We start from the raw sequence: 17,615 nt of genomic DNA on the forward strand, positions 1-17,615 counted from the left end.
ATCAATTCCGGGGCAGGGCCTAATAGCGGACCCGAACGAAACTGCCCGGCGCCTCTTCGATGGGATTGAAAGCATCGCCGCCCGGCTTGCGCGCCGGCACCTCCTCGCCCACGGCGTGCTCTTCCATCCAGGCCTCCCAGTCCGGCCACCAGGAGCCTGCCGTCTCACCGGCCTTTTCCACCCAGTCCTCATAGGCGCCGTCCACTTTCGGGCCGGACCAGAACTGGTACTTGCCTTTGGCCGGCGGGTTCACCACGCCCGCGATATGGCCCGACCCGGCCATCACGTAGCGCACATCGCCGCCGAAATGGCGCGAGCCCTCGTACACCGAGCGGGCCGGGGCGATATGGTCCTCGCGGGTGGCGAGGTTGTAGATCGGGATCTTGACGTCTTTCAGGTTCAGGCGCTTGCCGACGATCTCCAGCTCGCCCTTGGTGAACTTGTTCTCCAGGTAGAACTCTCGGAGATAGAAGGAATGGTTGGCAGCCGGCATCCGCGTGGAATCGGAATTCCAGTAAAGCAGGTCGAAGGGGAACGGCTCCTGACCCTTGATGTAGTTGTTGACCACGTAGGGCCAGATCAGGTCGTTGGAGCGCAGCATGTTGAAGGCAGAGGCCATCCGCTCGCCCTCCAGGTAGCCCTTCTCGCGCATGCGCTCTTCCAGCGCGAGCAGCTGTTCGGGATCCACGAACACCTTCAGGTCGCCGGCGTGGGTGAAATCCACCTGCGTCGCCAGGAAGGTCGCCGTGTCGACGCGGTCGTCGCCGGTGGCGGCCATGTAGGCCAGGGTGACCGCCGTTAGGGTGCCGCCGACGCAGTAGCCGATGACGTCGACCTTTCGCTCGCCGGTGGCCTTCTCCACCAGGTCGAAGGTCTCAAGGACGCCCTCGCGCATATAGTCCTCGAAGGTCTTCGCAGCGAGCCTCTCATCCGGGTTCACCCATGAGACCACGAACACCGTGAAGCCCTGGTCGACCATGTACTTGATGAACGACTTCTCCGGGTTCAGGTCGAGAATGTAGAACTTGTTGATCCAGGGCGGCACGATCACCAGCGGCTTCTTCTTCACCGTCTTGGTGGTCGGCTCGTACTGGATCAGCTGGCGCACATCGTTCTCGGCGATCACCTTGCCCGGTGTCATCGCCATCGTTTCGCCGACCTCGAAGCCGCCGATCGTGGTCTGGCGAATCCGCAGCGTCCCGTGGCCGCGCTCGATGTCTTCGGCCAGCATCTTCATGCCGCGCACGAGGTTCTCGCCATTCGAGGTGGCGGTGGCGCGCAGCAGCTCGGGATTGGTCAGGATGAAGTTCGAGGGAGACAGGGCGTTCGCCAGCTGCCGCATGTAGAACTCCGCCTTGTGGCGGGTGTGCTCGTCGATGTCCTCGGCGCCCTCGACGAGGTTCTCCGCCCACCGGCTGGTCACGAGGTAGAGCTGCTTCAGGAAGTCGAAGAAATTGTTCTCCGACCATTCCGGATCCTTGAAGCGCTTGTCCTGGGCATCCGGCGCGACGGCGGGGTCGGCTTCTTCGCCGGCCATGCGCTGCAGGGTGGAGTTCCAGACCGACATATAGCCCGTCCAGAGCTTCGTCTGGGCTTCCATGGCGCGCTGGGGATCGGACATCCAGTACTGGCCCACCCGCGACAGCGTCTTGACCCAGTCGTTGATCTCGTCCCCATAGTCGGGCTTCACCTCGCCCTTCTCGATGGGCTCGAGATAGGCGGCGAGCGCCTTGCCACCCTGTTCGAGAACGCGCGCGAGATTTTCCGCGAAGGTCTCGGGGTTGTTGACGATGTACTGCAGGATCGGGTCGGGTCTCTTGTCGTCCATCGGCCGTCTCCTCCCCGGCGTGTTCGAAAGGATCGTTCATCGATAAGGTCGGGGTATGGCCCCGGCGTGACAAGCACCCTACGATTCGAGCCTGGGGGTCCGGCTCGCCAACCCATCCGTTTGAAACCTGATCCTACGACAGATCCCTGTGATCTGCGCAACACGAGGCGATTGAAAAGCCTGCGCCATGGTGACCATTTTTTCCAACGTCAGAACCGTCTCGTCGTTCGCTCTTGCCGCCACCCTGGCCGCTCTGGCGCTCTCCGGCTGTTCCAGTCAGCCCGGCGCGCCGCTGCTTGGCGCCAAGTCGGCGCCGCCGATTCCGGCTCCGGCGACCGACAATCCCGTCCGCGCCGACGGCTATCCGAACCCGCTGGTCGATCCCGTCACGATTGACGGCACGCCGCTCACGGCCGCCGAGCAGGCGCAGTTGCAGACCGACCTGGAGACGCAGCGGGTCTCGGCGCAGGCACGGTCGAGCTTCTGACCGGTTTCCGGTCCCCTCGGCGGGCCGCAACGCCGAGAACGCGACTTCGGCGCGGGCATGAGGTTTCGGGTGCATCCGCACCCGTTGCGCATTATGGTGCCCGCCCCACGAACCATTAACCATCCGATGGTAGGGTGAGACTCCTCTATTCGGGCCAGGGTCCTTGCGATGACGAACGATTTTCACAAGATCAGGCGGCTGCCGCCTTACGTCTTCGAACAGGTGAATCGTCTCAAGGCCGCCGCCCGCGCTGAGGGTGCCGACATCATCGATCTCGGCATGGGCAATCCCGACCTTCCGACTCCCCAGTTCGTTGTCGACAAGCTGGTCGAAACGGTCTCCAGGCCACGCACCAACCGCTATTCCGCCTCCAAGGGCATCGGCGGGCTGCGTCGCGCGCAGGCGGCCTACTATGGCCGACGGTTCGGAGTGCGGCTCGACCCCGACACCCAGGTCGTCGCGACGCTCGGCTCCAAGGAAGGGTTCGCCAATATGGCCCAGGCGATCACCGCGCCGGGCGACGTCGTGCTGACCCCGAACCCGAGCTACCCGATCCACGCGTTCGGTTTCCTGATGGCAGGCGGCGCGATTCGGTCCGTGCCCGCCGAGCCGGGACCGGAATTCTTCCACGCGCTGGAGCGCGCCGTCGTCCACTCGATCCCGAAGCCGATCGCGGTGATCCTCTGCTACCCGTCGAACCCGACGGCCTGCATCGCCTCGCTGGATTTCTACAAGGACGTCATCGCCTTCGCGAAGAAGCACGAGATCTTCGTGCTGTCGGATCTCGCCTACGCGGAGATCTATTTCGATTCGCCTCCTCCGCCCTCGGTGCTGCAGGTGCCGGGCGCCATGGACGTCGCCGTCGAGTTCACCTCGATGTCGAAGACCTATTCCATGCCCGGCTGGCGCATGGGGTTCGCGGTGGGCAACGAGCGCCTCATCGCCGCGCTGGCGCGGGTGAAGTCCTATCTGGACTACGGTGCCTTCACCCCGATCCAGGTGGCGGCCGCGGCCGCGCTGAACGGTGGCGAGGAGCCCATCGACGAGGTTCGCTCGATCTACCGCAAGCGCCGGGACGCGCTGGTCGACAGCTTCTGCCGCGCCGGCTGGGATGTGCCGCCGCCGGCGGCCTCCATGTTCGCCTGGGCGCCGGTCCCCGAGCCGTTCCGCGAGCTCGGCAGTCTCGGTTTCGCGAAGCTGCTTCTGGAGCATGCCGACGTCGCGGTCGCTCCGGGCATCGGGTTCGGCGAGCACGGCGACGACTATGTGCGCATCGCGCTGGTGGAGAACGAGCAGCGGATTCGTCAGGCGGCTCGCAACGTACGACGCTTCCTTGAAACGGCTGGGGAAACGTTGCACAACGTCATCCCGATCGGCATGCGCCGTTAAGTTTTCCCAGAACACCGGGCTTTCATGGAACCTGTATTGAAAGTCGGCGTCGCCGGCCTCGGCACCGTCGGGGCATCGGTCCTGCGCCTACTTGATCACCGCCGCGACGAACTGAAGGCCGCCTGTGGTCGCTCGATCGAGGTCGTGGCGGTCTGCGCCCGCGACAAGACGAAGGACCGCGGCGTCGATCTCTCCACAGTGACTTGGTACGACGACCCCGTGGCGCTCGCCCGCGACGAGGATATCGATGTCTTCGTCGAGCTGATGGGTGGGGAGGACGACCCCGCCGCTGCCGCCGTGCGTGCTGCGCTCGGCGAAAAGCGCTCCGTCGTCACCGCCAACAAGGCGCTGCTTGCCAAACACGGCACCGAGCTTGCCCGCCTGGCCGAAGCCAGCGACGTGTCGCTTTCCTTCGAGGCGGCGGTTGCGGGCGGTATACCGGTGGTCAAGACGATGCGCGAGGGCATGCTCGCCAGCCGCGTCGATCGCGTCTACGGGATCCTCAACGGCACCTGCAACTACATCCTGACCCGGATGGAGCGCGACCAGCTCGATTTCGCCACGTGCCTGGCCGAGGCGCAGAGGCTGGGATACGCCGAGGCCGATCCGACCTTCGATATCGATGGCTACGATGCCGCCCATAAGCTTGCCATCCTGACGAGCCTCGCCTTCGGAACAGAGATCGACGGCGAGGCGGTGTATGTGGAAGGCATCCGCTCCATCGAGACCGCCGATCTGAAGGCGGCGGACGAACTCGGTTTCCGGATCAAGCTTCTCGGCGTCGCCCTTCGGACGGACGGTGGCATCGAGTGCCGCGTCCACCCGACCATGGTGCCGAAATCGTCGTCCATCGCGCGCATCGACGGTGTGCTCAACGCCGTGGCCATCGATGGCGACGCGTTGGGCGAGCTTATCCTCGTGGGCCCGGGTGCGGGCGGCGACGCGACTGCGTCGGCGGTCATCGCGGACCTCGCCGACGTGGCGCGCGGCAACGTCGTGCCGCCCATGGGCATCGCCGCGCACCGGCTGGAGCCCTATCCGCGAGCCCGCATGCGTCGCCATTCCGGCAGCTACTATATCCGCCTGTCCGTGGCGGACCGGCCGGGTGCCTTTGCCTCCATTGCCGGGCGCATGGCGGAAAAGGGGATTTCGCTGCAGTCTATCGTGCAGCGCCGCCAGCCGGTCGGAGAGAATGGCCGGGCCGACGAAAACGAGCCATCGGTTCAGCCGGTTGTCCTCGTTACCCATCAAACCACCGAGGAAGACGTGCGCGAGGCCCTTGCGGCCATTGCGGCGGACTCGGTAATTGCATCCGAGCCGCAGGTCATCCGCATCGAGCGGCTCGACGACACCACGCCTTCGGCGCGACGGGAGAAGAATGATGTCAGCTGATAAATCCGGACAGCACGGGGAAGGTGTTCTCGACCGCGTTCTGACGCTCGAAGTCGTGCGCGTCACCGAGCGCGCCGCCGTTGCCGCCGCGCGCCTGCGTGGCCATGGCGACGAGAAGGCCGCCGACCAGGCCGCCGTGGACGCCATGCGCCGCGAGCTCAACCATCTCGCGATCGACGGCAAGGTCGTCATCGGTGAGGGGGAGCGCGACGAGGCGCCGATGCTCTATATCGGTGAGGAAGTCGGAACCAAGCAGGGTCCGAAGGTCGATATCGCTCTCGATCCGCTGGAAGGCACGACGATCTGCGCCAAGAACCTTCCGAACTCGCTCGCCGTGCTGGCGCTTGCGGAAGGCGGCAGCCTGCTCAACGCCCCCGACGTCTACATGGAGAAGATCGCCGTTGGTCCCGGCTATCCGGAAGGCCTCGTCGATCTCGACACGCCGCCGGCCGAGATGATGGCCAAGGTCGCCAAGGCGAAGGGTTGCAAGGTCAACGAAGTCACCGCCTGCATCCTCGACCGGCCGCGTCACGCCAAGCTCATCGAGGAAGTCCGGGCCACGGGCGCCGCCATCCGCCTTATCGGCGACGGTGACATCGCCGGCGTGATCCACACGACCAACCCGGAAGACACCGGGATCGACATCTACATGGGTATCGGCGGTGCGCCCGAGGGCGTGCTGGCGGCGGCCGCACTGCGCTGCATCGGCGGTCAGATGCAGGGCCGGCTCGTCACCAACAAGGACGAGCAGCGCGAGCGTGCCGAGCGCATGGGCGTTACCGACATCAACAAGAAGTACTCGATGGAGGAGATGGCCTCCGGCGACGTGTACTTCGCGGCCACCGGCGTGACCGACGGCAACCTCCTGCAGGGCGTCCGCTTCGGCCGCAACACCATCACCACCCATACGGTCGTGATGCGCTCCTCCACCAAGACGGTCCGTTGGATCAAGGCGGAGCACGCGAATTTCGAGAAGTTCAAGCTCGATTGACCGAATCGCCCCCGTTTGCGATTCGAATGAAATGGCAAACGGGATCGATCTGATCGATGGTGGCGGCGCGACACCCGCGCCGCTTCTTGGCGTGCGCGCCTCGGCAACGGGACGCGTCTGGCGGGCGCGGCTCGACGCGCGCCAGGAGAACGAGGCGCGGGCGATCGCCCAGCAGCACGGCCTGCCGGAGATCGTCGGTCGCGTCCTGGCGGGCAGGGGAGTCGATACGGACGGCACGGCCGCCTTCCTCGATCCCAGCCTGAAGGCGCTGCTGCCCGACCCCTCAACGCTGACCGATTGCGAGTCCGCCGCCGAGCGCATCGCCGATGCCGTGATCCGTGGCGAGCGGGTCACCGTCTTCGCCGACTACGATGTCGATGGGGCCACCTCTGCCGCCCTGATGGTCCGGGCCCTGCGGGCCTTCGGCCTCGATCCCAGGATCTACGTGCCGGACCGGGTCACAGAAGGTTACGGGCCCTCCGTGGATGCCGTCCGTCGGCTCTGCGCGGATGCCGATCTTCTGATCGCGGTGGATTGCGGCAGTGCCGCCCATGACCCGCTGGACGAAGCCCGCAAGGCCGGCGTCGAGGTCGTGGTCATCGACCACCACCCCGTCGGCGAGACGCTCGCGCCGGCCCGGGCCATCGTCAATCCGAACCGCCAGGACGATCTCTCTGGCCAGGGCATCCTCGCTGCCGCCGGCGTCACCTTCGTCGTGCTCGTTGCGTTGAACAGGGCCGTACGCAGGCGCGGCGGGGCCGCAGCTGCCCGGTGTCCGGACCTGCTCGGCCTGCTCGATCTCGTGGCGCTTGGCACCGTCTGCGATGTCGTGCCGCTCGCCGGGCTGAACCGGGCCTTCGTCGTGAAGGGTCTCAAGCTCATGCGCAGCCGGGTGAACCCCGGCCTGACCGCGCTCTGCGACTGCGCGCGGCTCTCCGCGCCGCCCGCCGCCTATCACCTCGGCTTTCTGCTCGGCCCACGCATCAACGCTGGCGGTCGTATTGGAGACGCCGGTCTCGGGGCACGGCTTCTCACCACGGATGACCCGGCCGAGGCCGGCCGTATCGCCGTTGAGCTGGATCGGCTGAACCGGGAGCGCCAGACGCTGGAGACCGCCGCCCTGAAGGAGGCGGAGGCCATGCTCCTGCCCCAGGAGCTGGAGGGCGGTCTGCCCCCGGTCGTCTGCGTGTCCGCACCGGGCTGGCATGTCGGCGTCGTCGGGCTGGTGGCGTCGCGCCTCAAGGAGCGCCATCGCCGGCCGGCTCTGGCGATCGCCTTCGACGAGGCCGGCATCGGTGTCGGGTCGGCGCGCTCGGTGCCTGGGGTCGATCTCGGCGCCGCGATCCGCGCGGCTGCGGAGGAGGGGCTGCTGATCAAGGGCGGCGGCCACGCCATGGCGGCCGGCTTCACGGTCGCCCAGGACCGGCTCGAGGCCCTCAACGCCTTCCTGTGCGAGCGCCTGGGCGACGACGTCCTCGCGGCGCGGGCTTCCGACGGGCTTGCCATCGACGGAGTGCTCTTTGCCGGTGGCGCGAACGAAAGCCTTGTCGGTCTGCTGGAGCGTGCCGGACCGTTTGGGGCGAAGCATCCCGAGCCGACCTTCGCCTTCGCCAACCTCCTTGTCGACACCGTCACCGAGGTGGGAGAAACGCATTTCAGGGTCGGGCTGAAGGCGGAAGACGGCGCAAAGCTCGATGCCATGGCCTTCCGCGCCCGGGGCACCGCGCTCGGCAACCGGCTGGTTGCGGCAAAGGGCGGCCCGGTCCACGTCGCCGGCGGCCTGATGCTGGACACGTTCCGCGGCATCCCGAAGGTCCGACTGAAGCTTTCCGACGTATCCGCCTGAGGGGCCCCCGGGAATGGGTCGTATTGCTGCGTTGCACCCGCGGCCTTGCGTCCGTGCCCGCCCGGAGGGATGGTGCCGCTCGAGGCGCTGGGACGCAGGGTCCGGCGAGAGGGATGACGGCCCGGAGAGGGCGGGAACCGGTGCGCGGGACCGCACGGGTTCGCCAGGGAGACGCACGACATGAACGCACGCTTTGCACGGGTGGCGGCCGCCGCCGCGCTGGCCGGCACGCTCGGTATTGGCGCGGCTTCGGCCCAGGACACCATCACCATCGGCGAGCTGAACAGCTACAAGGCGATCCCGGCTTTCCTGGAGCCCTACCAGAAGGGCATGGAGCTTGCCGTCGCCGAGGTGAACGAGGCGGGTGGGGTGCTCGGTCGGGAACTGCGCATTGTGACCCGCGACGACGGCGCCAATCCGGGTGATGCGGTCCGCGCCGCGGAAGAGCTGGTCACCCGCGAGGGCGCCGATGTCATCGCCGGCACCTTTCTTTCCAACATCGGTCTTGCGGTGTCGGAATATGCCAAGCGTCGCAAGGTCTTCTTCCTGGCCTCCGAGCCTCTGACGGACAAGCTGACCTGGGACAACGGCAACCGCTACACCTTCCGCCTGCGGCCCTCCACCTACATGCAGGTGGCCATGCTCATGGATGCGGCCGAGGCTTCGGGCGCTAAGCGCTGGGCGCTGGTCTATCCCAACTACGAGTACGGCACGTCTGCCGCCGAGACCTTCAAGCAGCTTCTGAAGGAGCGCGTTCCGGACGCCGAGATCGTGACGGAACAGGCGCCGCCGCTGCGCGGCATCGACGCCGGCTCGGTCGTCCAGGCGATTGCCGACAGCCAGCCGGACGGCATCTTCAACGCGCTGTTCGCCGGCGATCTTTCCCAGTTCGTCCGCGAGGGCCAAACGCGCGGCCTGTTCGACGAGACCGCCGTCGTCAGCCTGCTCACCGGCGAGCCGGAATATCTCGATCCGCTCGGCGCCGACACGCCCACCGGCTGGGTGGTGACCGGGTATCCGTGGTCGGCCATCGACACGCCCGAGCACGCGGCGTTCCTTGCCGCCTATCAGGATCGCTTCGACACCTATCCCCGGCTTGGCTCGGTGGTGGGTTACGCCACCATCAAGTCGCTTGCCGCCGGCATCGAGAAGGCCGGCTCCACCGATCCGGAAGCGCTGGTGGACGCCTTTGAGGGGCTCGATGTCGAAACGCCATTTGGACCCATCACCTATCGGCCGAGCGACCACCAGTCGACCATGGGCGCCTTCGTCGGCCATCTCGATCTCGTCGACGGCAAGGGGCAGATGGTCGACTTCCGCTACGTCGCCGGCGAGGACGTGCTGCCGGCCGAGGACGTGGTGAAGGCGCTGCGTCCGGCCGACTGACGCCGGCGCAACCTTCCGCAGGGACCGCAGCGCGCCATGAGCCTCGAAGCGCTCCTCTTTCAGGGGCTCAACGGTCTCGCCCAGGCCTCGACCCTGTTCATGGTGGCGGCGGGCCTGTCGCTGGTCTTCGGCGTCACGCGTATCGTCAACCTGGCCCACGGCTCTTTCATGATGCTGGGGCTTTACGCGGCGTGGACGCTGGCCACCAGCCTCGGCGGCGCGCTCGGCTTCTGGGGCGGCATCGTCGTGGCGGCGCTCGGCGTCGGCCTCCTGGGTGCCGTTCTGGAAGTCGCCATCCTGCGCCGCCTCTATCGCGCGCCGGAGCTGTTCCAGCTCCTGTCGACCTTCGCCATCTTGCTGGTCCTCAACGACCTGGCGCTCTTCCTGTGGGGGCCGGAAGACCTGCTCGGCCCCCGCGCGCCGGGCTTGTCGGGTGCCGTCACGATTCTGGACCGCCGCTTCCCGAGCTACGACCTCTTCCTCATCGCCGCCGGGCCGCTGGTGCTTCTTGCCCTGCACCTGGTCGTCACCCGCAGCCGCTTCGGCCGCCTGATCCGTGCCGCCACGGAGGATCGCGAAATGGTCGGCGCGCTCGGCGTCAACCAGGCGCTCCTCTTCACCGCCGTCTTCGCGCTTGCGGCAGCGCTTGCCGGCCTCGGCGGAGCGCTTCAGCTTCCCCGTCAGCCGGCGACGCTGACCCTTGATCTCGAGGTCATCGCCGACGCCTTCGTCGTCACCGTGGTCGGCGGCATGGGCTCGCTGCCTGGTGCCTTCCTCGCCGCCATCCTGATCGCCGAGATCAAGGCGCTGTGCATTGCCATCGGCCAGGTCTCGGTCTTCGGCGTGGCACTCAACCTCTCAAAGTTTACCCTGGTCGCCGAGTTCGTGGTGATGGCCGTGGTGCTTATCGTCCGGCCCTACGGCCTGCTCGGGCGGCCGCCGGTCCACGTCCGCGAAGGCGGCGAGCCGGAGGCGCCGCTGCGCCCCGCTGGCACCCCGGCCCGGATCGCCGCAGTCGCCGTGCTGGCGTGTCTTGCCGCACTGCCGCTGGCGGCCACTGGCTCGCCCTACACGCTGGTTCTGGCCACCGACATCCTGATCGCCGTGCTCTTCGCCGCGAGCCTTCATTTCATCATGGGGCCGGCCGGCCTGCATTCCTTCGGCCACGCGGCCTATTTCGGCCTCGGCGCCTACGCCACGGCCATCGCCGTCACCCGGCTTGGCCTGCCGATGGGGCCGGCCATGCTCATTGCGCCGACCGCCGGTGGGGCAGGGGCGGCACTCTTCGGTTGGTTCTCGGTGCGGCTCTCCGGCGTCTACCTCGCCATGCTGACGCTGGCCTTCGCGCAGATCGTCTGGTCGATCCTCTACCAGTGGGAGGGCCTGACCGGCGGCTCCAACGGCATCTTCGGGGCGTGGCCTGCCGCCCCGTTCGACAGCCGGGCCGGCTTCTACCTCCTGGCGCTCGGCGTTACCGTTGCGGGCCTTCTGGCGCTCAGGACCGCGCTCTTCTCGCCCTTCGGCTATGCCATGCGGGCCGGTCGGGATTCGCCGCTCCGGGCCGAGGCGATCGGCATCGGCGTCTTCCGGGTCCACTGGCTTGCCTTCATCCTGGCCGGTGTCTTCGCCGGGCTCGCCGGCGCGCTGTTTGCCTTCGCCAAGGGCTCCGTCTCGCCGGAGATCGCCTCCATCGCGGAATCGGTGGACGGCCTCGCCATGGTGCTCCTCGGCGGCGTTCACTCGCTGCTGGGCCCCATCGTCGGGGCCAGCGTCTTCACCTGGCTCTCCGACACCGTGTCACGCACGACCGATTACTGGCGCGCCGCGCTCGGCGGCATCATCCTGCTCATCGTGCTGGTTCAGCCCGGCGGCATCATGGGCGGTGTCGGTGCACTCGGGCGGCACCTGCGGAGGGCGCGGCCATGAGCCTCCTCCACGTTGCGGGCCTGACGAAACACTTCGGCGGTGTCGTCGCGCTCGATGGCGTCGGCTTCACAGTCGAGGCCGGCGAGGTCGTCGCGCTCATCGGTCCGAACGGTGCCGGCAAGTCGACCTGCTTCAATCTTATCAACGGCCAACTCGCGCCGGATGCAGGCGGCATCTCCTTTGATGGCGCCAGCATTGTCGGCATCGGCCCGCGCCGTCTGTTCCGCATGGGCATCGGGCGCACGTTCCAGATCGCGGCCGTCTTCCAGAGCATGACCGTGGTGGAGAACGTCCAGATGGCGCTTCTCTCGGCGAACCGCGAGATCTTCCGCTTCCTGCGAGGCGTGCCTCGCCGCCGCCGGGGCGAGGCGCTGGCGCTGCTGGATCGCGTCGGTCTTGCCGGTGAGGCCGATCGGGCGGCGCGCACGCTCGCTTATGGCGACCTGAAGCGCCTGGAGCTCGCCGTGGCATTGGCCAACCGGCCACGGCTTCTCCTGATGGACGAGCCGGCCGCCGGCATGGCACCGCAGGAGCGCGCCGATCTCGTCAGCCTGACCCGGCGGGTGGTGGACGCGGACGGCACGGCCGTTCTCTTCACCGAGCATTCCATGGACGTGGTCTTCGCTTTCGCCGATCGGATCCTGGTGCTCGCCGAGGGACGGCTGATCGCGCAAGGCGCGCCCGAGGCGGTCCGCGCCGATCCGCTCGTCCAGGCGCACTATCTCGGCACGACGACGGACACGGAGGACGGCCCATGAACGGCGATCCGGTCCTGCAGGTGACGGGCCTCGAAGCCTCCTACGGCGCGGCGCAGGTGCTGTACGGCCTGGATCTCGCCGTGGGTCGCGGCGAGGTCGTCGCCCTCATGGGCCGCAACGGCGCCGGCAAGTCCACGACGCTGAAATCCGTCATGGGCCTGATGGGGACGGTCAAAGGCGACGTGCGCCTGTTCGGTCACTCCATCCTCGGGCTTTCGCCGCACCGCATCGCCCGGGCCGGTGTCGGTTACGTGCCGGAGGACCGGCGCATCTTCGCCGGCCTGACCCTGGAGGAAAATCTCGACGTCGGCCGCCATCCGCCGCGCACCTGGCCGGACGGCACGCCGGCTCCGAGCTGGACGCCGGAGCGGCTCTACGACCTCTTTCCGAATCTCGGCCGGATGCCGGGCCGCGCGGGCGGCCAGATGTCGGGCGGCGAGCAGCAGATGCTCACCGTTGCCCGCACGCTCATGGGCAATCCGCTGCTTCTGCTCCTGGACGAACCGTCCGAAGGCGTCGCGCCCCTGATCGTGCGCGAGATGGCGCGCACGGTCCGGGAGATGAAGGAGGCGGGGCTGTCGGTGCTGGTCTCGGAGCAGAATCTCGGCTTCGCGACCGAGGTCGCCGACCGGGTCTATGTCCTCGAAAAGGGCGAGGTCCGCTACACCGGCCCCATGGCCGATCTCGCTGCCGATGCGGATGCGCAGGCCCGGTATTTAGGCGTCTAATCGATGGCGTGATGCCGGCAGTCAGCTCACGCCGCGCAGAACCGCGCGCAGCCGGGCCGGCGTCACCGGCAGGTGCGTGACCGCGCCCGGCGTACCGATGGCCTCGTCGATGGCCGCCGCAATCGCCGCACCCGCACCGTTGATACCGAGTTCGCCGGCCCCCTTGAGACCGAGCGGCGTCAGGGGCGAGGGGGCGTCGTCGGTGATCAGGCACTCGATGTCCGGTACCTGGTCGGCGGTGGGCAGAGCATAGTCGGCAAAGCTGATGGCGACGGGCTCGCCGGTTGCGGTGAACAGAAGCTCTTCCGACAGCGCGCCGCCGATCCCCTGGACCGCGCCGCCGGCAAGCTGGCTCTCGACGAGTTTCGGATTGACGGCGTTGCCCACGTCGGCGGCGACGAAGAAGCGCTCGACCGTCGCCGCTCCGGTCTCCTCGTCGACGGCAACCACGGCGGCGGCGAGCCCGTAAGGATAGGTCGGGCTGTCGAGCGACACCCAGGCTTCGGCGGACAGGCCGGCGCTGTCCGGCGAATGCGGCAGGGCCAGGGCCGCGGCGCGGTCGGGCCTGAGGGCGTGGGCGATGGCACCGATGGGCAGGCCCGGAGCGTCGGAATGCTCGATGGGGCGCACCTCTCCCTCGTCCAGCATCAACCGGTCGGCCGACACGCCGATCAGGGCGGCGGCGGCGGCAAGTGCCTTTTCGCGGACCTTTTCGGCCGCCTGCTGGGCTGCCGTGCCGGTCATCACCGTGCTGCGCGAAGCCTCTGCCCCCTGGCCGAAGCCGATGGCATCGGTGCGGCCGTGGACCACACGCACGTCGGTGTAGGGAACCGCAAGAATGTCGGCGACGATCTGGGCCACCGCAGTTTCCAGCCCCTGGCCGAGATCGGCAGCGCCGGTGACGACCTCCACCGTGCCGGTATCGTCGACGGAAATGCGCACGCCGTCGCCGCTGCCGCCGCCCGACCGGTCCACGAAAAAGGCCAGTCCGAAGCCGACGGCTTCCCCCTTGGAGCGCCGCGTCCGGGTGCGCTTGCGCAGCCGTTCCAGAGCGAAGGTCTGTTCGGCCCGCTTGAGAAGCAGCGCATAGTCGCCGGAATCGTAGACCACGGGGACCTCGCCCAGCGTCACGCCCCGCGCTGCCGGCATCTCCTCGGCGGCGACCAGGTTGCGCCGTCGCACGGCAACGGGATCTAGGCCCAGCCGGTCGGCCACGGCATCGACAAGACGTTCGCGCACGAAGGTGCCCTCGACCCGTCCGGCGCCGCGATAGGGGCCCGCCGGTGTCTTGTTGGTCAGCCGTACGTCTCCGAGCGCGCGGAAGGCATCGAGCCGGTAGGGGCCCTGCAGCATCGCGGCGGTCAGTTCGGCGATGCGCAGCCCGTCAGGCCTCAGATAGGCGCCCTGGTCGATCATGAACGTCACGTCCATGGCCACCAGCCGGCCGTCGTCCTGTGCCGCGACGCGGGCGATATGGCGCTGGCCGCGCGCCTGCGGGGCGGCGGTCATGTGCTCGCGCCGGTCCTCGAGCCAGGCGACCGGCCGCCCGAGCCGCAGGGCGCCGAGACAGGCGAGAACGTCCTCCGGGCCGATCTCGCCGCGTGCGCCGAAACCACCGCCGACATGACCTTCCGCCAGCACGATACGAGAAGCAGGTCGCCCGATCTGGTCGGCCAGGAGATCGCGGTCGATGTGCGGGATCTTGGCCGCGCCCGTGATCTCCAGAAGATTGCGCGCGCCGTCCCACCGCGCGATGAGGCCACGTGGTTCCAGGGGCATGGCGGCCTGACGGCCGACTTCCAGCTCCAGTTCCACGACGATGTCGGCGCTGGCGATGGCGTGCTCGACGTCGCCGAAACCCTGCTCGACGAGCGCTACCGTTGCGTGGTCGCTGCTACCGCCCAGCGCGCTCGTCACCGGATGGATGAAGGCGTCGAGAAGCTCTGCGCGGAAGTCCACCTGGTCCGCCGCATCCTCGGCAGTGGCCGGATCCTCGGCAAAGACCACGGCGATGGGTTCGCCGACATAGCGGACGAGGTCGCTTGCCAGAACGGGTTGGCGGAAGCCGTCGAGGCGGCCGGTATCGCCAGTGCGGTAGCTGATCGGCGGCAGGTCGCCGAGGTCCGACCAGCTCCAGGCGGCGACCACGCCCGGCAGGGCCAGCGCACCCGACACATCGACGCTTGTGACCCGGGCATGAGCGAAGGGCGAGCGCACGAGCCGCATGGCGAGATGGTCGCCGGCCTGCATCGAGCCGGTGAACAGGCCACGGCCGGATACCAGCGGACTGGCCTCGAGGCGGGGAAGGGGGCGTCCGAGATGGCGCATCAGGTGGCCCGCCGCGTCGTCTTGGCCGCCTTGCGCACGGCGCGGCGGATCGGGCCGTAGCCGGTGCAGCGGCACAGGTTTGCGGAAACCAGCGCATCGATCGCCTCATCCTCGATGAAGGGATCGCTCTCCAGTGCCGCTGCTGCCAGCACCAGAAACCCGGACGTGCAGAAGCCGCACTGGACCGCGTCCTCCTCCACGAAGGCTTCCTGCAGCGCCTGGATGCTGCCGTCGCGCGCGAGGCCCTCGATGGTGCGCAGTTCGCGGCCCTCCAGCTGAACGGCGAACAGAGTACAGGCGCGCACCGGTTCGCCGTCCACGATCACCGTGCAGGAGCCGCAGGAGCCCTGTTCGCAGCCGACGGTCGTGCCGGAAAGCCGCAGGTCGCTGCGCAGCATCTCCGCCACGGTGCGGCGCGGTTCGACGGTCACGCTGGTGTCGACGCCGTTGAGGCGGAAGCTGAGCGGTCGTATCTGGCTCATCGTGTCGACCGCTGCAGGGCTCGAAGCACCATTTCCCGCACCAGTTCGCGTCGGTGCAGGGCATCGGACAGCGGATCCTCCAGCGGTTCTACGATCTCCGAGGCGATTTCGGCGGCCTGTTCGAAGCGCACCTTGCTCGGCGCGGCCCCTTCCAGCGCCTCTTCCGCCGGACCGAGCCGACGCGGCACGTCCTCCACCCCACCCACGGCAATGCGAACGCCGGTCATCCGTCCGCCCTTCAGCTCGTGCACCACGAGGGCCAGCACGGTGGCGAAGTCGCCGGTGCGGCGGCCGAATTCCGCGAAGCCCCAGCGCGCGGTTGCGGGCAGCGCCGGTATGGTTACCGCGGTCAGCATCTCTTCCTCGCGCGCCGCCGTCATCTGCATGCCGGCGAAAAACTCCGACGCGGGAACCGAACGGGGTCCGTCCGAGGCGCTTTCCAGCGTCAGGTTGGCGTCGAGGGCCACCACCGCCAGGCCCCATTCGGATGCGGGATCTGCGTGGGCGAGGCTGCCGCAGAAGGTGCCGCGCGTGCGCACCGGCCAGGTGCCGATATGGTCGGCCAGGTGGGCAAGCACCTCCCCGAGCGGTGTGCGCGACGGCATCCGGCGCAGCGTCTCATGGCGCACCAGCGGGCCGATTTCCAGCCGGTCGCTTTCCTCCACCAGACCCGGCGCGTCGGTGAGCCGGTTGATATCAACCAGCACGGACGGCTGCGCCAGCCGGAACGCCATGGCAGGCACGAGGCTCTGCCCGCCGGCCAGGATGCGGGCGTCGCCGCCGGCCTGAGCCAGCAGGCCGAGCGCCTCGTCGATGGTCCTGGGCGCGTGATGATCGAAGGAAGCCGGGGTCAATTCACCCGTGTCCGGTCAGCGGTCGAACGGCGCCTGCGCGAATCGCAGGAGCGCGGAAACCCTCCGATTTTGAGGCTGGAGCCCCCGATGGCAATGCGGAAATGTTGCACCGGGGAGGCGGACGCCGCATCGAGAGCCCGGATGGGCGCTCCGGATCAGGCGTCGGCGGGCATGGTGAGCTGGCGCGCGGCTTCCATCACCAGCGGGTCGAGCTCGGCCCCGCCGGCCTCGATGTGGGCCAGCAGCCCCCGGCGCATGCGCGGATCCCAGAATTTCTGGATGTGATCGGCAATGCCGTCCACGGCTTCCGCGTGGGTGTAGGCGGAAAAGTAGTCGGCGATCTGGTTCGCCATGCGGACGAGGTCTTCAGTGTCCATCGCTTGGTCCTCCTGTCCGGCGTCAGTCGATTACCACGACACTGTCGTCCGGCCCGGCGGCGGCAAGCTTCACGCCGGCCTGGCGTGCGCAGTCGAGCGCCAGCGTCGTCGGTGCCGATACCGACGCGATCAGCGGCGCACCGGCGACGGCTGCCTTCAGCACCATTTCGAAGCTCGCCCGGCTGGACAGCACGATGAAACCATGCACCGGAAGCCGTCCGTCGCGCGCCAGCGCGCCGATCAGCTTGTCGAGGGCGTTGTGCCGGCCGACATCCTCGCGTGCCTCGACGATGGTCCCGTCGGGCGAAGCGAGGGCGGCGGCGTGCACGGAATGGTTCACCCGGTTCAGCGGCTGGTGACCCGAGAGCGCGGCAAAGGCGGCCGCGATGGCCCCGGGTGCGATCGCCGGGCGCGCCGACACCGGCTTTGGCGCGCGCACCGCATCGCCCAGTGCCGTGACGCCGCAGACGCCGCAGCCCGAGCGGCCGGCGAGACCGCGGCCGCGCTCGATGCCGGCAGACAGCGCCGTTTCGGGGATCGTCAGCCGGGCGATCATGCCGTCGGTCTCGCTCGTGATGGCAATGTTTTCGATCGCGGCCACGTCATCGACGATGGCCTCCGTCAGCGCGAAGCCGATGGCGAAGTCCTCCAGGTCCGCCGGCGTCACCATCATCACCGCGTGCGGCGTGTCGTTGACGCGGACCTCCAGCGGGATTTCCTCCGCGAGCGCCCACACGCCCTCGGTGGTGGTTCCATCCGGGCGCGACACCCGCGTCTTCACGCGCGCGCCGGCGGATCGCGCGCCGGTCATCGGCGAAAGCGGCCGGGCAGGGACGGCCATCC

General features: G+C 68.3%; 15 protein-coding genes. 9 read left to right on the forward strand and 6 right to left on the reverse strand.

The window, feature by feature from the left end; all coding sequences use genetic code 11:
* Positions 1–19 precede the first annotated feature (19 nt).
* Positions 20–1,828: a PHA/PHB synthase family protein gene (locus C507_RS0100830; RefSeq protein ID WP_018697746.1), complete on the reverse strand. Its 1,809-nt coding sequence runs from the start codon at positions 1,826–1,828 to the stop codon at positions 20–22.
* Between the two features lie 187 nt (positions 1,829–2,015).
* On the opposite strand from C507_RS0100830, the gene C507_RS0100835 reads away from it, so the two are divergent.
* The 9 genes from C507_RS0100835 (at position 2,016) to C507_RS0100875 (ending at position 12,731) form a co-directional block, all read left to right on the forward strand.
* On the forward strand, positions 2,016–2,315 hold the full coding sequence (locus C507_RS0100835; RefSeq protein WP_018697747.1) for a hypothetical protein: 300 nt from the start codon (positions 2,016–2,018) through the stop codon (positions 2,313–2,315).
* 168 nt (positions 2,316–2,483) lie between these two features.
* Positions 2,484–3,704, forward strand: a complete 1,221-nt coding sequence (locus C507_RS0100840; RefSeq protein ID WP_018697748.1) for an LL-diaminopimelate aminotransferase — start codon at positions 2,484–2,486, stop codon at positions 3,702–3,704.
* A gap of 24 nt (positions 3,705–3,728) precedes the next feature.
* A complete protein-coding gene (locus tag C507_RS19945; protein ID WP_040400420.1) occupies positions 3,729–5,096 on the forward strand; it encodes a homoserine dehydrogenase in 1,368 nt (455 codons plus the stop codon).
* On the forward strand, positions 5,086–6,087 hold the full coding sequence (gene glpX, locus C507_RS0100850) for a class II fructose-bisphosphatase (protein WP_018697750.1): 1,002 nt from the start codon (positions 5,086–5,088) through the stop codon (positions 6,085–6,087). Before C507_RS19945 ends, glpX begins: the two co-directional genes overlap by 11 nt.
* Positions 6,088–6,118: 31 nt before the next feature.
* Positions 6,119–7,933, forward strand: a complete 1,815-nt coding sequence (gene recJ / locus C507_RS0100855) for a single-stranded-DNA-specific exonuclease RecJ (protein ID WP_018697751.1) — start codon at positions 6,119–6,121, stop codon at positions 7,931–7,933.
* Between the two features lie 180 nt (positions 7,934–8,113).
* Entirely contained in the window at positions 8,114–9,319 is a 1,206-nt protein-coding gene (locus C507_RS0100860) for an ABC transporter substrate-binding protein (RefSeq protein ID WP_018697752.1), read from the forward strand.
* Between the two features lie 36 nt (positions 9,320–9,355).
* The gene (locus C507_RS0100865; RefSeq protein WP_018697753.1) at positions 9,356–11,245 is read left to right on the forward strand and encodes an ABC transporter permease; all 1,890 of its coding nucleotides are present in this window, start codon (positions 9,356–9,358) and stop codon (positions 11,243–11,245) included.
* Complete coding sequence (locus tag C507_RS0100870; RefSeq protein ID WP_018697754.1) at positions 11,242–12,003, forward strand: ABC transporter ATP-binding protein; 762 nt, start codon at positions 11,242–11,244, stop codon at positions 12,001–12,003. The genes C507_RS0100865 and C507_RS0100870 overlap by 4 nt, the downstream gene beginning before the upstream one ends.
* A complete protein-coding gene (locus C507_RS0100875; protein WP_018697755.1) occupies positions 12,000–12,731 on the forward strand; it encodes an ABC transporter ATP-binding protein in 732 nt (243 codons plus the stop codon). Before C507_RS0100870 ends, C507_RS0100875 begins: the two co-directional genes overlap by 4 nt.
* Positions 12,732–12,752: 21 nt before the next feature.
* Here C507_RS0100875 and C507_RS19950 read toward each other — a convergent pair whose 3' ends face one another.
* The 5 genes from C507_RS19950 to fdhD form a co-directional block, all read right to left on the reverse strand.
* Complete coding sequence (locus C507_RS19950) at positions 12,753–15,059, reverse strand: xanthine dehydrogenase family protein molybdopterin-binding subunit (RefSeq protein ID WP_018697756.1); 2,307 nt, start codon at positions 15,057–15,059, stop codon at positions 12,753–12,755.
* A complete protein-coding gene (locus C507_RS0100885; protein WP_018697757.1) occupies positions 15,059–15,541 on the reverse strand; it encodes a (2Fe-2S)-binding protein in 483 nt (160 codons plus the stop codon). The genes C507_RS19950 and C507_RS0100885 overlap by 1 nt, the downstream gene beginning before the upstream one ends.
* Positions 15,538–16,395, reverse strand: a complete 858-nt coding sequence (locus C507_RS0100890) for an FAD binding domain-containing protein (protein WP_018697758.1) — start codon at positions 16,393–16,395, stop codon at positions 15,538–15,540. The genes C507_RS0100885 and C507_RS0100890 overlap by 4 nt, the downstream gene beginning before the upstream one ends.
* Positions 16,396–16,550: 155 nt before the next feature.
* A complete protein-coding gene (locus C507_RS0100895; protein WP_018697759.1) occupies positions 16,551–16,772 on the reverse strand; it encodes a formate dehydrogenase subunit delta in 222 nt (73 codons plus the stop codon).
* Positions 16,773–16,794: 22 nt separating this feature from the next.
* Positions 16,795–17,613: a formate dehydrogenase accessory sulfurtransferase FdhD gene (fdhD, locus tag C507_RS0100900; RefSeq protein ID WP_018697760.1), complete on the reverse strand. Its 819-nt coding sequence runs from the start codon at positions 17,611–17,613 to the stop codon at positions 16,795–16,797.
* Positions 17,614–17,615 lie beyond the last annotated feature (2 nt).

This window comes from Amorphus coralli DSM 19760, assembly GCF_000374525.1.
GTDB classification, from domain to species: domain Bacteria; phylum Pseudomonadota; class Alphaproteobacteria; order Rhizobiales; family Amorphaceae; genus Amorphus; species Amorphus coralli.

Excerpts from the sequence above, each read along its gene's own strand:
- recJ (WP_018697751.1), top strand. The coding sequence starts at position 6,119 with ATGGCAAACGGGATCGATCTGATCGATGGTGGCGGCGCGACACCCGCG.
- C507_RS19945 (WP_040400420.1), top strand. The coding sequence starts at position 3,729 with ATGGAACCTGTATTGAAAGTCGGCGTCGCCGGCCTCGGCACCGTCGGG.
- C507_RS0100885 (WP_018697757.1), bottom strand. The coding sequence starts at position 15,541 with ATGAGCCAGATACGACCGCTCAGCTTCCGCCTCAACGGCGTCGACACC.
- C507_RS0100870 (WP_018697754.1), top strand. The coding sequence starts at position 11,242 with ATGAGCCTCCTCCACGTTGCGGGCCTGACGAAACACTTCGGCGGTGTC.
- glpX (WP_018697750.1), top strand. The coding sequence starts at position 5,086 with ATGTCAGCTGATAAATCCGGACAGCACGGGGAAGGTGTTCTCGACCGC.
- C507_RS0100840 (WP_018697748.1), top strand. The coding sequence starts at position 2,484 with ATGACGAACGATTTTCACAAGATCAGGCGGCTGCCGCCTTACGTCTTC.
- C507_RS0100865 (WP_018697753.1), top strand. The coding sequence starts at position 9,356 with ATGAGCCTCGAAGCGCTCCTCTTTCAGGGGCTCAACGGTCTCGCCCAG.
- C507_RS19950 (WP_018697756.1), bottom strand. The coding sequence starts at position 15,059 with ATGCGCCATCTCGGACGCCCCCTTCCCCGCCTCGAGGCCAGTCCGCTG.
- C507_RS0100895 (WP_018697759.1), bottom strand. The coding sequence starts at position 16,772 with ATGGACACTGAAGACCTCGTCCGCATGGCGAACCAGATCGCCGACTAC.
- fdhD (WP_018697760.1), bottom strand. The coding sequence starts at position 17,613 with ATGGCCGTCCCTGCCCGGCCGCTTTCGCCGATGACCGGCGCGCGATCC.
- C507_RS0100830 (WP_018697746.1), bottom strand. The coding sequence starts at position 1,828 with ATGGACGACAAGAGACCCGACCCGATCCTGCAGTACATCGTCAACAAC.
- C507_RS0100875 (WP_018697755.1), top strand. The coding sequence starts at position 12,000 with ATGAACGGCGATCCGGTCCTGCAGGTGACGGGCCTCGAAGCCTCCTAC.
- C507_RS0100860 (WP_018697752.1), top strand. The coding sequence starts at position 8,114 with ATGAACGCACGCTTTGCACGGGTGGCGGCCGCCGCCGCGCTGGCCGGC.
- C507_RS0100835 (WP_018697747.1), top strand. The coding sequence starts at position 2,016 with ATGGTGACCATTTTTTCCAACGTCAGAACCGTCTCGTCGTTCGCTCTT.